This is a genomic window from Candidatus Tisiphia endosymbiont of Stenodema calcarata, from assembly GCF_964030695.1.
Lineage (GTDB): Bacteria > Pseudomonadota > Alphaproteobacteria > Rickettsiales > Rickettsiaceae > Tisiphia.
Map to the genome: position 1 here is coordinate 343,722 of NZ_OZ034911.1, position 14,854 is coordinate 358,575.

Below are 14,854 nucleotides of genomic sequence, written 5' to 3' on the forward strand. Positions count from 1 at the left end.
AGAGCCAAAGACTAATGAACATCTTTAGCAGTATAAACATTTCTGTATGTAAAAAAAGAATAAGTGAAGAGTTATTTAATAATATAACAAAACATGCGTGTTTAACACTTGCTAATATAATAGCTATTGATTACGAAATTAGACTTAAATCAACACCTGAGATTGATGTCCATATAAGTAATTGTATTGGTAAATTAAGAGTTTTTCTCGGTCAGAAAGTTATTACGGATGATAGTTTTTCAACAGTTTTAATGTTATTTTCGGTAGCAATCTCTCCTGATGCAGTAGAATATCAAGATAGAGATAATATTCTAAACAAATCAGAAGATATAATAATTGATACACTAATAAGTACAAATTTTGGTAAGGCAAATTCTGAAGAGAGAAAAGTAATAAAACAAGTGTTAAAAGATTTACTGGCAGCAAGGAATAGTTATGAATTAACAAATTTTATACAGCTTGAACCAGAAGTATTTTGTACAACGGTAATGCATGCGGTAAAAAAATATCAAAACCCAAAGGAAGTCAGCACTAATGCTAGATTAGAAATTAATAGAATAGTAAATGTTGCAGTAAAACATAATAAGAAAATTGAAATATTTAAACAAGCAACTAGTAAAATTATAACTGCTATTTCTGTTCTAGCAGTTGGGGCTATCAGTGTTGCAACAGCTGGTGCTACATTTGCTTTTATGGTAGTACCAGCTTCTATTCTAGCAATAGAATATGCTCCCAAAATCGGCGAGAAAATTGGCGGGGTAATTCTCAGTCAGGATAAATCCATGAGTATGCAAGAAGAAAAAATTACCGCTCTAAAAAGTAATTTATGGAAAAATAATAAGGAATTCTTGTCTCAACAGCGAGCAGTAGAGCATAATGTATCCATGCAAAAATTAGATAGTCAAATAAAGTCGGTAGTCAATCTAAAATCTAACAAATTAGATATAATAAAAGATCAGCTATCGGTTAACTTACCTAGTAAAAAGTCTTTACAAAATAATAAAAATAGCAAATCTTCAGGACAAATTAAACAAAGGTAACAATATGCTAGTAACTTGGGTTCTCCTTATATTTGCAGGATTATTTGAGGTAGGTTTCTCTATATCGCTGAAATTGTCAGAGGGTTTTACCAAAGTAAAACCCATTATAGCTTTTATTATTTTTTCTATATTGAGTTTTGTTTGTCTAAGTAAAACTCTAGATAAACTTCCTCTTGGTACTGCTTATCTTATATGGACTGGTATCGGAGCTGTAGGAACAGTAATAGTAGGGATGGTGTGTTTTAACGAGCCATACTCTGCCATGCGAGTTTTCTTTATTACGACTATGATAATTTCTATGATAGGGCTTAAGTTGTCTTAAATTTATGATCAGGCTTATTTATCCTAAATTTTGGCACACCAAAACTATTATATCATATTTATTGTTACCACTAAGTTGGTTATATCTTTTTTTTAGTTATTTAAGAAAAATAATTGCACGCCCTATAATATTTCCTTGTAAAGTAATTTGTGTTGGTAATATAAGCATTGGAGGTACTGGTAAAACTCAAATAGTGATCTTCCTTGCGAAAGTGTTGAAGGCTATTAATATTGATTTTATAATTATTACTAAAGGTTATGGCAGTAAACTGCAAACGGCGTTGTTAGTTGAACCACATCATACAGTACTAGATGTCGGGGATGAAGCAGTAATGCTACTAAAATATGGTAAAGTCATAGCTAGCAAGAAAATTCAATATATACTACCTTTTATAAAAAGGATTAAACCAAAGGTGATTATAGTAGATGATGCAATGCAGAATCCTAATTTTTATAAGGATATTGTTATTCTGTCAGTTGATGCTGACAGGTTACTTGGCAACGAATTGTTAATTCCAGCCGGTCCTTTGCGTGAGTATCCTAAACAAGCTATTGAAAAAGCTGATATAGTTATTCTCGTTGGTTCGAGTAATGTTGTTCCTTTTTCCTTACATAAGGATCTTCCCTTTTTTCAAGCCCAAATAGTTCCAACTATAGACATAGATAAAACAAAGAGCTATTTTGCCTTTAGTGGTATAGGTAATCCTGAACGGTTTTTTTCTACATTAGAAAATTATGGATTGCAGTTAGTAGGTAATAAAATTTTTCCGGACCATCATCAATATCGTAAAGAAGATTTAGACTATTTAAAAGAACAATCAGAAAAATCTAATTCTCTTCTAATAACAACTAGAAAAGATTACGTAAAAATATGTGATACTGACTTGTCAGTAATATGTTGTGATGTACATTTATTACTAAATAATCAAAAATTATTAGCAGATTTAATATATGAAAAAATTCTTTAAAAATATTAAGAAAAATATTAAATATTTGCTTGAGTATTTTTTCGTTTTAATAGTACTAAAGATATTAGGAATATTTGGTATCGACAAATCTGTACAAATTTGTCGGTGTATAGCAAGGAAAATAGGACCTCTATTGCCAGTCAATAAAATTGCAAAAGAAAATATTCAAAATATTTCTGGCAAGAATCAGACAAATGGTCTAAGCATGGAGACTCAAGCAACCATTAATCAAGTATGGGATAATTTTGGTAGTTTTATAGGAGAATTTCCATATGTTAATAAGATGTCAGAGGAAGAGTTATCCAAAAGGGTAGAGATAAGTGGGCTTGATAATATAATAGAATTTCAGAAATCACATCAACCGTTTTTATTATTTACAGGGCATTTTGCTAATTGGGATTTTGCACTTAAAATTATAAATAAATTTTATCCTAAATTTGCTGTTATCTATCGTAAATTAAATAATCCTTATATTGATAAGCTAATTAATGATACGCGTAAAACTAGTGATATAAAGCTAATTCCAAAAGGAGAAAAGGGTGCAAGAGATCTCATATCTGCAATCAAATCAGGATATGCAATTGGCATGCTTGTAGATCAAAAAATGAATAATGGCATTGAAGTACCATTTTTAGACCAACCGGCCATGACTGCTCATGCAATTGCTAAAATTGCCTTACAATTCGGCTACCCGATTATACCATTACAAGTGGTTCGCACTAGTAATAATAGTTATTTTAAAGCTATTATCCATCCACCAATACAATTACAAAAAACTAATAATAGTAAAACAGATTGTTATAATATAATGTTTACCATTAATCAAATTTTAGGTAATTGGGTTAAAGAAAATCCAGGTCAATGGTTTTGGTTTCATAATAGATGGAAGAAGAATAACTATGCCCCAAATGACAAAATCTGCAAATAATAACATGTAGCCAGTAACGAAAATGTAAATTTTCATCCAACACGCCGTATGATAATCCAGTTCTATAGCATAATTTTTTCTCATATTTATCTCGAAGATAAGACGTGTCAAACGGTGAATGTAACATAAAGTCTAGCTTTCCTTCTTCCAATTTTAAGTTTATAAATTTAATAAGTACTGGCTAAAAGTTTTTTTGCAAAAAAAGTATGGCTAAAAACCATATAGTAATCAAACATATCCAAAGCCCACCTCTAATGTCATATGTACGCTTGATTAGGATTTTTAGAGCATCTTCAGTTTTTTTAGCTTCTCTTATACACTCTGATCTCATGGCAACTATGTAACCTGATATAGTCATAATCTTGCTATATAGTTGTTTTATATCTTTATCATTAAAATCATTTTGCATAAAACCCTCTTACTATGATTGTAGGTAAAATATTCCTATTCATTATTAGATAGGGTAGTTGAGGTTGCATTTTTAAAAAGAAAGTTGCTAAATAAGCAAGAATAAATTTGATTACTGAGTAAATATTGTATATATTCATAAGGCATTTCCTTTTATGATTGAGGTTTTGTGCTTAACTAACTATTTAGTATTATTTCGTTTTTGTTCAACTTACCTATATTTGTAGTAGTTGAATTTATGTACTGAATAGTTTTAGTTTTTAAAGTTTATCTTACTAAATAATTCCTTGGTTCATTTAGTAAGATAAACAACTTTACTGTGACAATTTTTTGTTGTCAAGAAAAAACCGTTTTTCACGGATCAATTTTATAAAAAAATATTTACAATGGGCTGGATTGAAAATATACAAGAATTCCTTGGGAATAAAATGGAAGAAAAACAACTAAAGGCAAGTGATCTTGCTGAACTTGCAGGCATTCCTACGACTACTATGAGGGGGATGTTGGGTAATCGACGTCCTGAAATAAAAAACATAATCAAACTTGCAAATTATTTTGACTGCTCTATTGATGAAGTGCTAGGTAGAAAGGAGTTTGAGCCTCAAGAAAAACAAGAATATATGCAACTATCTCCAGAAGCATTAAGTGCTAATTTGAAGAGCTTTATCACCGAGAAGATGAACAAAAACCAAATGACTCAATACGAATTAGGATCAAAAATTGGTCGTAGTGAAGACAGCGTTCGTCCTTTTTTAAGAGAAGATGATAATAACCAAAAAATGCTAAGTACCGAAGCGGTTATAGCTATTGCTGATTATTTTAAAGCTCCTATTGATGGAATGTTAGGTAGAACTTCGCAGCTTGGAAGAGAGAAGCAGGTAGACAGATCTTTAGGTAACTTAAAAACATTGAATCCTGAAGTTCTAAAAGCCGCTCAACTGATTGGGAAATCCATTGCAGGTGATATATCACCTAAGGCCCTGACTACAGATAATGTTACTCCCAGCCATGTGGGTTCTTTAATTAAGAAATCGCCTAATAGCAGCAGAGGAAGATAAATCTTTTCTATCGATGATAATTTAATGCAAGAACGTATTAGCAATATTAGGGGTCTTTTCGCTAAGTATAAAATAGATGCCTATATAGTACCGTCTAATGATCAATATTTTAGCGAGTATGTTCATGAAAGTGCTAAACGACTGCAATATATGACTAACTTTAGTGGGTCAAATGGTATTGTGGTGATCTGTAAAAATAATGTTATATTTTTTACAGATGGTCGTTATCTAGAACAAAGTAAGCGTGAACTAGATCCAAAAATTTTTGAGATTTTCGATATTAAAGATTTACCCTATTTTCCTTGGGATGATTATTTAGGTAATGATGGTATATTAGGATATGATGCGAAACTCTTCACTAATGTTAAGTTAAAAATATTTGCTAAAATAAAGACTCGTTTACATAAAGTATCTAATAATTTAGTAGATCAAATTTGGCGTAATAGGCCAGTTGAACCATCATCAAAAATATATATTTATGATGATAAGTTTGCTGGTCAATCGTATAGTGATAAAATTACCATGTGCCGTAATCTACTCACTAAATATTCTGCAGATACCATGATTGTTACTGCAGCAGATTCAATATGCTGGTTATTAAATCTCAGAGCAAGTGACATTCCATATTCACCATTGATGCTTGGTATAGTCCTAATCACTAAGAACCAACTATATTTATTTATTAATCCAAATAGGGTAGACCAAGATATTATACTTGCTCGTCCTCATATAACTATCTTACCTTCAGCACAATTTGCTGATATATTGAGTCAAGCTAATAAAGTCCTAATTGACGAAAACTTCACTTCCAATTATATCATAGATTTGCTAAGCACTAAGATAATAGAAAAAATTAATGATCCTTGTCAATTAGCTAAAGCCCGTAAAAACGATATTGAAATTAACCATGCAATTAATTCCCATATTAAGGATGCGGTGGCACTATGCGAATTCTTTGCATATTTATTCGAACTACCAAATTTACAAGATCAAACTGAATATGATTTAGGAACAATATTAACAGGGTTTAGATTTAAGCAAGATCAATATGTTATGGATAGCTTCCCGACTATATGTGGCTTTAAGGAAAATAGTGCTATAATTCATTACCGAGCAACAAGCACGGGGGCAAAGAAAATCTTAGGTAAAGGCATATTATTAATTGATTCTGGTGGTCAATATAACGGTTGTACTACTGATGTAACTAGGACTCTTGCTATAGGTGGGTATCCTACCAAAGAACAAAAATTACGTTACACTCAAGTTCTTAAGGGGCATATTGCTTTGTCGATGATTAAGTTTCCAGTTAATCTTATTACTGGAGCTAATTTAGATGTTCTAGCTCGGCAGTTTTTATGGAGAGATGGACAAGATTATCCACATAGTACAGGTCATGGTGTTGGTAGCTTCTTAAGTGTTCATGAAGGACCACAAAATATTAGTTTACGCAGTAATGTTATTCTAGAACCTAGTATGATTGTATCCAATGAGCCAGGTTATTATAAAACGAATGAATTTGGCATTAGAATAGAAAATCTGATGTATGTCAAAAATACTTTACAGGATAAAAATTTTCTAGAGTTTGACACTCTCACCCTTGTTCCTTATGCAAAAGATTTAATAGATCGTAGAATGCTAAACGCAGATGAGATAAATTATATAGAACAATACTATCAAAAAATTAAACAACAAGTTTATCCCCTGCTTTCAATTAGAGGACAGAAATGGTTGAGTGGAGTAGTTGAGATTTAATCTTATGTCAGAACTAATGGTGGTTTTATGTATTTAGCTGCTATTATAGATTGGCATAGTAAAGCCATATTGAGTTATAAATTATCAAATTCAATGGATGTGACTTTGGTAACTGATGTATTAGACTTCTTTCGAAACTCGCTTATGCTGAGGGATTTGAAGGAGACGCGGAACCTCGACCCGCAGCGTACTCTAATTCCGTTACGGATTCGAGTACCGCATCATTGTCCAAATCACCAGCAGAAGTAGAGTTTCGAAAGAAGTCTATTAAAAGATGCCCTTAATAAATACAAAGCTCCAAAAATATTTAATAGTGACCAAGGCACTTATCATTACTAACTATGAATAAGCTGATTTGTGGGATTCACAGACATCATTTCAACATTTTTGTTGCTAAATTCTTATTGTACCCATGGATTAAAATCTCCTCTTTAGAATGATCATATTTTTCACTAACTTCTTCATAGAGTGGAGTTTGATAAATCAATTCTATATATTTTCCATTTGGAGTTTTACCGCCTAAAGAGCTATGTGGTCTGTTCCAATTGTAATAATGTTCCCAATATCCTAATTCCTCAATAAGATCAGGGCTTTTAAGATCAATACTCGAATAGAACTCATCTAAGTCTGTTCGTTGAGTGCGTTCTACTTTGCCGTTTAAATGAGGAAAAGCTGGTTTAATAGGACGAAATTTAATAGCATATTCTTTTAAACGTTCCTAGACTTTATAAGCAAAAAATTCTTGTCCTCTATCAGTTTGAATACGTTGTATGGGAAATGGCATACGCTCCATAACTTGTTCTAAAAAATCTAAAGTATTTGTTGCAGTACGTCTTTTATATAAAGCCAAAACCTTATATCTAGTACAATCAATCTATAGCGGTATATTGGTATAAATTGTTAGCGATTTTGCACACGTCCATCTGTACCCTTTTTCCAGGAAGATTACAATTGTATCTTTTAGCTTGTTTACGCGCTTCTCATTCTGTATATAGGGTAGGTTCATACCATTATTTTAGCACATCCTAAAATTGAAACAATCTCTATGAATCATACATATTAATGGAGAGGATTATCTAGAACTAATCCTTGCAAAGTCACTAGTGTTGTGTCTTCTTGGTAACGTTCTATATCTTGTACTTGTTCTAGATATGTCTCTTCAACTAAACGATCCTCCTGTGCTTTTCTAGCTTGTTCAGCAGCAATCTTCTCCTCATCCTTACTATGCTGAACAATCAGATATTGCTGCAATGATATTTCCTCACCTTTCAGTAGTTTAATTACCGTTGCAATATCCTGATGTTCTAATATCATTGCTTTAAAGACTTGATCAACTTTAGAACCAAGCTGAGCTATTTCTATTTGCAGATTGGCATGCTGGGCTACCATTTTGATAATCTCATCATTACCGCTTCTTACAGCAATTTTCAGAGCAGATTCACCGTTATTAGTTAAAACTTCTGCACTGCTACTACCTAGTTGTAAAATCTTCTGCACTATTTCTGTTTTCTGAGCAGATATGGCAATTTGTAGCAGTGTATAACCAGCAAATTTTTGTGATAGAAGGCTACTATCATAAGATGATAATTTACTTATGGTAACAACATCATTTTGACCTATTGCCTCCACTACCGTACTAGCTAAATCCTGTCCTGTTGCTAGAACCTTTTTAATAAAGCTTTCATTACCATTATGTACTAATTGTTGTAATAAGGTTTTGCCTTCAACCGAGTAATTACAACAATTAGCCCCATAATATAGAGCTAATTCAAATAACTCATTATGTGTTTTCTTAATGGCATAATATGCTAACTCATCAGCATCAACTCCTAGAGATTTTATTATACTAATCATCGTCATTGATTCACTATCAGACTTACCAAATAGTTCAGATAAGAAAAATGCTCGCTGTTTGCTATTAAGTGATTGAAACATATCAAAATTAGCTTTTTGCTGCTTGCTAATATTAGCACTTATTACATCATTGCCATGTTTTACTGCATCTAATCTTGCTTGTTCAGCAGCTATTTTTTGCTGTTTCTCCTGCTCAATAGCCTCTAATCTTGCCTTTTCTTCAGCAATTGCTCGTTGTCTTGCCTGTTCCTTAGCAGCTTCCTGTTGTCTTAAACTATTAATTTCTATTTCTAAGTCATTAATTCTAGCATTCGTTGCCGCCATATCTTGATCATATTTTCCTTGGTTAAACCTTGTCACTGTATGATTTGTTGATATTGTTTCAGTATAATAATATGATTCCTTATTAACACTGTGCCGAGCTTCCTCCTGTTGATGTAGAAGCTCTTGTATACGTTGTTTTGTCAAAATAGCCTCATCTTTAAATATAAAATTATTCCCGTACCTTTCCAGCCTAGATTAGAAATTCCTTATATGTACGCCTAGCACGCTCGCTTACCACTTACACTTCTAGCCAACTCTTGAAATTCAACTGGTATACACGAAAGTAGCGAACTAATATTATTTTATATAGAATAATATAATTATTTTAATATGTAAAGTATTTTTAATAAAAAATAATGACCTGTTAATTATAATCTTAGATTTTAGACGGGATTAGGCTATCTAACAAAGGAAAATTTTCAAAAATAGAAACATTATTATTAGCATCCTATATATTTTCTATAACTATAGATAGTAACTTTTTGGAAGAAATATGAAACGACCTGTCTATACTTTTTTGTGCTATTATAGCCTATTCTTATGCGATCTACAATAAATGTAACAGAATAGTAAGAGTATTATTAATAACATTTTCTCCTTTTTTTATCAAAAATACTTTACATATAAGATATACTTTGTATTATATAAAGTATATTATCTTAGAGATAGTTATACTGATTATCTTTCAAAATAGAATTAACATGGTATCATGGTATAATTTAGTATTAGGTTTATCATTAGTTGGAATTAAATTATTAATTCTATTTTGAAAGATAATCAGTATAAGAGCTTGTCCGCAAACTAAGTAATAGAAGTAATCCTACGAAGAAGTAATCGACTCATAGCCAAAAAAATTATATTTTCACTAGAATCAGTAAGAAAATCATATTCCTTGGAGAGCCTTCTATTTCTATTTATCCAAGCAAAGGTTCTCTCAACAACCCATCGCCTTGGCTGTACTTTAAACCCAACTTCCCTTGTTGGCAATAGTTCTAGTGGTGTATTTTTTGGTATCCAAAATCTGCACACTGGGCGTTTAACAATTTCTAAATCTATGTTATACTTTTCCTTAATGAGACCCTTTAAATCTTTAGACTGATACCCCATATCAGCCCACATTTGTTTAATAGTAGTGTACTCTTTTTGCATGTTACTGAGTAGCACTGTAGCTCCGTATCGATCATTCTCATTCGCAGAACCGACATAACAACCTAATACAAAGCCTTGTGTATCGGTAATAATATGCCTCTTTCTGCCCTTAATTTTCTTAGCTCCATCATAACCTTTAGCTCCCCTTTTTCTGTTGTCTTGACAGACTGACTATCTATTATGCAAGCACTAGGATACTCATTTCTACCTAATTTTCGTCTAACATCCTTGATAAGTTCATGGTTCATACGTTCAAATACACCTTGCTTCTTCCATCTTCTAAATTGTTCATATACTGTCTTCCAAATTGGAAAGTCATGCGGCATATATCTCCACTGACACCCAGTACGTAATACATAAAAAATTGCATTCAAAATCTCTCTTTTGCTATGTTTTAAAGGTCTACCTCCCTTTACATACGATACTTGAAACAAACCCTCTATCCTTAACCATTCTTCATCTGTTAAATCTGTTGGATAATTTTTTCTGCTCATTCTTTTATACTTCTTACTAATAATACTTTGTTCACTTCATCATACCTTAATTTTAGTTTGCGGACAAGCTCTAACACAACAAGTCAATTTAAATGATCAACTGCAAAAAACAACAAGCAATTTTCAAGCCTTGATGTATCTATTTGATTCATATCGAAAATCAAAGGGCATAACCTTAAACCCCAGTATAGTAATAACTAAACCAATTCCCGCTGAGGAATTAGTTCATACTGACATACTTAAAGAAGCATGTAAATCAAAGTACCAAGAAGGTTTTGATCTAGCCCTTGCCAAGATTACAGATTTAGATTTTCAGGATAGTGATGGCAAAAAAATAGATGACATGCAAACCATTCTAGCCCGCATATTGCATGCAGGGTGTATGAATATGAGTTGAGTTGTAAATTAGTATATAAATCTTACATACTGGTTAATTTTCTTACAAAATATATCTAAAATCATGATTTTTTCTGATTTTAGATAAAATTCCCCCTTACCCCATTTTTTATATGTGCCGGGAACAGCACTATAGTTAGCTCATTCTAGAGCTAACGCCTTCAGGACACTATTCCATATATGCTGATAAGGATATGATGAAGCTAACAAGAATTTGATACTTCTAGTATTACGAATAATTATAGCTCCAATTTTAAATAGTTTTAAACGTATAGTACCAACTTGTGCTTTGGCTAGTTCCGTGCCTTGCAATAGTTTATCACGAATATATTCTATCAAAGTGTATGCTAACCCGGATAAAAGCAATCTCAACTGGTTAGCCCACCATTTATGACAAGAAGTACGATCAGCAAACAACTGTAACTGCTGCTCCTTAATACGATTCTCCATATCGCCACGTGTGCAATAAATTTTGTCGTATAAATCTTCAGGCTTACCTGCTAAATTAGTTACTACATATCTTGGATTCTCACCAAGGCTACCTACTTCAGCTTTACCTATTATCTTGCGTTGACGACTCCAGCTGCCAGCTTGATATTGAAATTCGCTAAAAAGACGTTGCTTTTCTTTTGTTGTAGCAAATTGCTTACTAGCCTGTTGCATAATGGATGCAAGCAGTTTATTAAGATTATTATTTTTTGCCATGCCAACTATATACTTTACATTATTACTATCGCACCAATCTAACATTTTATGACGGCAGAATCCACCGTCACCACGAAAAATAATCTCAACCTCAGGCCATGCTTTACGTAGATACTTTACTAATAACGATAATATTGCCCATGCATGCTTAGCTTGATCTTGATCTGATGGACGTAAATAGTTAACTAATAACTTTTTTCCACAAAATACGTATAAAGGTAAAAAACAATTATGACGATAATAACCGTGATAAAACTTACCTTCCTGATTACCGTGAATCTCATCATCTATGGCATCAAAATCAAGTATCAGTGACGAAGGAGCTGTTTTATATGATGCAATAAATTTATCCAGCATCAACTTATGTACCTCTATGGCAAACTGACGATCAGCTTTATTCTCAAAACGGCATAAAGTAGAGCTGCTAGCCATATCTTCGAGTGTACCGACAGTTGTTTGTAAAGCTGGACATTTTCTTAAATGATCATGATCATTTAAGTCTTCATAACCAAGAGCAATCGAGTAAATACGCTGCTTGAGTATTGAAACTAAGCTGTGAGTAATTTTACTAGGATTACGTTTATCAGGAAATAATTTTGCCAAATCATTAGTGATATACTGCTCATAAATGAAGAGTTGGTATACTCGGTGAACTTCAAGAAGAGCTAGGAGTGTCAAAGTCGAGCAGCGGAGCGTATATTAGTACGTGAGCAGCTTTGATCTTTAGACACGACGACGCCAATTCTTGAAGTTCACCGAGTATACCAACTCTTCTATCTGCTTCTCCTAGCAACAACGCACCTCCATCGCTACTAATATCACCACCAGTGAAATTTATTGCTAATTGACGATTTTTTACTTTGGTAAATTGGTAATTTGATGCTATACAATTTCATGGCAAAATTCCTTGCTTTAATGCTTTGTAACACTAGTATTATATATCACTACAGGGGGGTTCTCTCCTCCTATCTCATGCAATATCCGGGCTAGGTATAGGTAAACTTACAGCTGTTGCTATATTGGCAGAATCTCCAGATTTAGATTTTTTTAATAGCACTAGGGAGTTTGCTACTTATGCAGGACTTACACCTAAACATAGAGTATTTGGAAAAGTGCTATATCAAAGATTGGTTCAGCTAAACTACGTAAAGCACTATACTTTCCTGCTATAGTAGCTAAAAATCATAACCCTATATTTAAACAATTTACCCAAAAGCTATCTAGTAAGGGTAAACCTACTAAGGTTATTATTGTTGCTATTATGCGTAAATTATTACATATTGTCTTTGGAGTAATTAAAAATAATTCTATCTTTAATCCTATTTTAGTCCTTGGCTCTTAGGACAGTATCAGAACCCTAGTATACACATGTGCATCAACTATTGATTGTGACTTTTAAATTACCCTATTGAACTTATATAAAATAATTATAGAAATATAAACGATTCAATGCTATAAGTGACTCATAATATAATCATGTTATGATTTGGAGAGGTGGCCGAGAGGCTGAAGGCGACGGTTTGCTAAACCGTTATACGGGTTAACCGTATCGAGGGTTCGAATCCCTCTCTCTCCGCCATTCGGTACAAGTTGTCGTTTTTTCAAAAATATCGAACGGGAAACGTAGGGAGGTCTCAAGTTTTTTGCCCCTTAGTTTGAGGTTCTGAAATACGAAATTTATCATTTTGCGTTTTTGAGGGCTTTCAGAACCTTTAAAAGTTTCATAGGCTTCAGATGCTAGAGTTATTAGCGTTGTAGCGGTATCAGTAAATTTATCGTCTGCTTCCTCATAAACTTTAATTAAACGAGCAATTTCATATTGGCGATCTTTTAATTGTTGTTTTTTTCTTTGAAATTCTTCTGTACTAAGTTCTCCATTGAGTCGCAAATCTATTAATGAATTTAATCTATTCTCATTTTCGGTATGTTCTTTCTTTAAAGCAGCTGTTGCTTGCCCATGCTCATCTTTCTTTAGCTCATTTGTGTTTTTTAAATAGGCTAGAGTCTCTTTTAGCATTTCTGGGTCTCTTATACCTATTCTTTTAAAAACCTCTTCTACCTGCTTTAAAACCTCATCTTCTCTTACATAAATCTTTTTGTTTGGATTCTTTGGATCCCATGTACCTAAATAAGTCCATTCGTCCACTTTGCCATCTGAATATGTTTTGCTGTGAGTTTCAGCTGTTACAACTTTACCAGTTACTGCACAGGTTATTAATCCTCTAAAAAGAAAATCCTTACCACCATATTTAAAAGGCTTCTTCTTCCACCCTAAACGTACATCTTTACATGCCATAAAAGTCTCTTTTGTTATAATTGCTTGGTAACCATGTGACCACATCTCTCCTTTTACTCTCATTTCACCGTAATAAAATGGTTGTTGGATCATTCGATGCACTACTGTTTTATTGACGTAGCAATTGTTTTTGCTTCTAAGACCAAGCTCCTTAGCTTTTTCAGTCAAATAATTAAGAGTATACATTCCTGTTGCATATTCTTCAAAGAGTTTTTTTATGATAGAACCTCTTACAGGATCGAGAATTACTATACTGTTTCCTCTTTCATCTCGACTATTTAGGTAACCAAGAGGGGCTGGCCCTATCCACTCTCCTTTACGCAATTTATGATCTAGGCTTCTTTTAACGTTATCACTTAAACTATCAACGTAAGATTGTGCTATCAATACGTTCATTCCCCACATTAGCTTTGCATGAGACTGAGAATCTTTATCTATTATGTAACCTTCTGTTCTAAAATGTAATTCTATCTTACCAGCTTTTATTGGTTCTTCTAGTAATGAAATTTCTGAGATTCTTCTTTGTACTCGATCTACTTTATCAGCAACTATAGCAATTGTTTCTCTATGGCTTTTAGCAAATTTGATCATCTCTTTAAATTGTTTGCGATCACCTCTGCTGGAAGATTCGATAATTTCAAAAGTTTCGATAACTTCAAGATTTTTACGTTGGCAATATTCTACTAATCTATATTTTTGAGCTTCAATTGAATACCCTTCTTCTTGCTCCCTTGTTGAAACACGAACTAAAATTATTGATTTTGTTGCTTTGTCTGTCATATTTTCTCCTTAGATAATAAATTTTGCTTTAATTAGAAAGTAGTATGTACTCAAAGAGCAGAGATATATCAAGCACCGCACAAGTCAAGTTGAATTATTATTAAATTACCCCATCTCCTTCAGTATTAGAGCCAAGTGTAACATTTATTTAGCATTAATAATTTTTGGTTATTGTAAAAATAATTGTTTTAACTCGTAGCAGGAGTAACTTTATGAAGTGGTTTATCATAGATACCCCTATTTAACTATTTTAAGGCTATTACACGGCTTTTTAGTATCATTATGATAGGGAGACCTAGTTTTTGAATTATTACGCTCTAAGTCTAAATATGGGTCTTTTTGATTTATTATGAGTTTGCTTTAAAATAGATAAGTTAAAAA

At 32.7% G+C, this 14,854-nt stretch carries 14 protein-coding genes, 1 tRNA gene and 1 pseudogene; 10 read left to right on the top strand and 6 right to left on the bottom strand.

What is annotated here, in order from left to right; translation table 11 throughout:
- Positions 1-14 precede the first annotated feature (14 nt).
- The 4 genes from ACQH1W_RS01595 to ACQH1W_RS01610 are packed head-to-tail and all read left to right on the top strand — an operon-like array spanning position 15 to position 3,257.
- Entirely contained in the window at positions 15-1,040 is a 1,026-nt protein-coding gene (locus ACQH1W_RS01595; RefSeq protein ID WP_375331307.1) for an RP853 family protein, read from the top strand.
- Positions 1,041-1,044: 4 nt separating this feature from the next.
- A complete protein-coding gene (locus ACQH1W_RS01600) occupies positions 1,045-1,362 on the top strand; it encodes a DMT family transporter (protein ID WP_341747281.1) in 318 nt (105 codons plus the stop codon).
- A gap of 4 nt (positions 1,363-1,366) precedes the next feature.
- Positions 1,367-2,329 carry a tetraacyldisaccharide 4'-kinase gene (gene lpxK / locus ACQH1W_RS01605; protein WP_375333177.1) on the top strand — a complete coding sequence of 321 codons (963 nt, stop codon included), beginning with the start codon at positions 1,367-1,369 and terminating at the stop codon, positions 2,327-2,329.
- The gene (locus ACQH1W_RS01610) at positions 2,313-3,257 is read left to right on the top strand and encodes a lipid A biosynthesis lauroyl acyltransferase (RefSeq protein WP_375333176.1); all 945 of its coding nucleotides are present in this window, start codon (positions 2,313-2,315) and stop codon (positions 3,255-3,257) included. Before lpxK ends, ACQH1W_RS01610 begins: the two co-directional genes overlap by 17 nt.
- Positions 3,258-3,438: 181 nt before the next feature.
- Here the strand turns inward: ACQH1W_RS01610 and ACQH1W_RS01615 are convergent, their stop codons facing one another.
- Positions 3,439-3,666 carry a hypothetical protein gene (locus ACQH1W_RS01615; protein WP_341761095.1) on the bottom strand — a complete coding sequence of 76 codons (228 nt, stop codon included), beginning with the start codon at positions 3,664-3,666 and terminating at the stop codon, positions 3,439-3,441.
- 385 nt (positions 3,667-4,051) lie between these two features.
- On the opposite strand from ACQH1W_RS01615, the gene ACQH1W_RS01620 reads away from it, so the two are divergent.
- Positions 4,052-4,723 (top strand): helix-turn-helix domain-containing protein, encoded by a 672-nt coding sequence (locus ACQH1W_RS01620; RefSeq protein WP_341762387.1) that lies wholly within the window; start codon positions 4,052-4,054, stop codon positions 4,721-4,723.
- Positions 4,724-4,747: 24 nt separating this feature from the next.
- Positions 4,748-6,475: a M24 family metallopeptidase gene (locus tag ACQH1W_RS01625; RefSeq protein ID WP_375333173.1), complete on the top strand. Its 1,728-nt coding sequence runs from the start codon at positions 4,748-4,750 to the stop codon at positions 6,473-6,475.
- Positions 6,476-6,848: 373 nt separating this feature from the next.
- Here ACQH1W_RS01625 and ACQH1W_RS01630 read toward each other — a convergent pair.
- The 3 genes and pseudogenes from ACQH1W_RS01630 to ACQH1W_RS01640 form a co-directional block, all read right to left on the bottom strand.
- A pseudogene (locus ACQH1W_RS01630) lies at positions 6,849-7,443 on the bottom strand (DDE-type integrase/transposase/recombinase); the annotation flags it as partial.
- Between the two features lie 91 nt (positions 7,444-7,534).
- Positions 7,535-8,797 carry an ankyrin repeat domain-containing protein gene (locus tag ACQH1W_RS01635; protein WP_425361098.1) on the bottom strand — a complete coding sequence of 421 codons (1,263 nt, stop codon included), beginning with the start codon at positions 8,795-8,797 and terminating at the stop codon, positions 7,535-7,537.
- Between the two features lie 657 nt (positions 8,798-9,454).
- A protein-coding gene (locus ACQH1W_RS01640) for an IS5 family transposase (protein ID WP_375332641.1) occupies positions 9,455-10,296 on the bottom strand; the annotation gives its coding sequence in 2 pieces (ribosomal slippage) (positions 9,455-9,924 and positions 9,924-10,296; 843 coding nt in all).
- Positions 10,297-10,429: 133 nt separating this feature from the next.
- On the opposite strand from ACQH1W_RS01640, the gene ACQH1W_RS01645 reads away from it, so the two are divergent.
- On the top strand, positions 10,430-10,693 hold the full coding sequence (locus ACQH1W_RS01645; RefSeq protein WP_341762383.1) for a hypothetical protein: 264 nt from the start codon (positions 10,430-10,432) through the stop codon (positions 10,691-10,693).
- 140 nt (positions 10,694-10,833) lie between these two features.
- Here ACQH1W_RS01645 and ACQH1W_RS01650 read toward each other — a convergent pair whose 3' ends face one another.
- Complete coding sequence (locus ACQH1W_RS01650; protein ID WP_425361099.1) at positions 10,834-12,000, bottom strand: IS1380 family transposase; 1,167 nt, start codon at positions 11,998-12,000, stop codon at positions 10,834-10,836.
- Between the two features lie 416 nt (positions 12,001-12,416).
- Here ACQH1W_RS01650 and ACQH1W_RS01655 point away from each other — a divergent pair, with 416 nt between their 5' ends.
- The 3 genes from ACQH1W_RS01655 (at position 12,417) to ACQH1W_RS01665 (ending at position 12,976) form a co-directional block, all read left to right on the top strand.
- The gene (locus ACQH1W_RS01655; protein WP_375333170.1) at positions 12,417-12,569 is read left to right on the top strand and encodes a hypothetical protein; all 153 of its coding nucleotides are present in this window, start codon (positions 12,417-12,419) and stop codon (positions 12,567-12,569) included.
- On the top strand, positions 12,524-12,739 hold the full coding sequence (locus tag ACQH1W_RS01660; protein WP_410521363.1) for a hypothetical protein: 216 nt from the start codon (positions 12,524-12,526) through the stop codon (positions 12,737-12,739). The genes ACQH1W_RS01655 and ACQH1W_RS01660 overlap by 46 nt, the downstream gene beginning before the upstream one ends.
- A 146-nt stretch (positions 12,740-12,885) precedes the next feature.
- Positions 12,886-12,976: transfer RNA gene (locus ACQH1W_RS01665), tRNA-Ser, on the top strand.
- On the opposite strand, the gene ACQH1W_RS01670 is transcribed toward ACQH1W_RS01665, so the two are convergent.
- Positions 12,938-14,473 (bottom strand): recombinase family protein, encoded by a 1,536-nt coding sequence (locus ACQH1W_RS01670; RefSeq protein WP_425361100.1) that lies wholly within the window; start codon positions 14,471-14,473, stop codon positions 12,938-12,940. The genes ACQH1W_RS01665 and ACQH1W_RS01670 overlap by 39 nt on opposite strands.
- Positions 14,474-14,854: the final 381 nt, after the last annotated feature.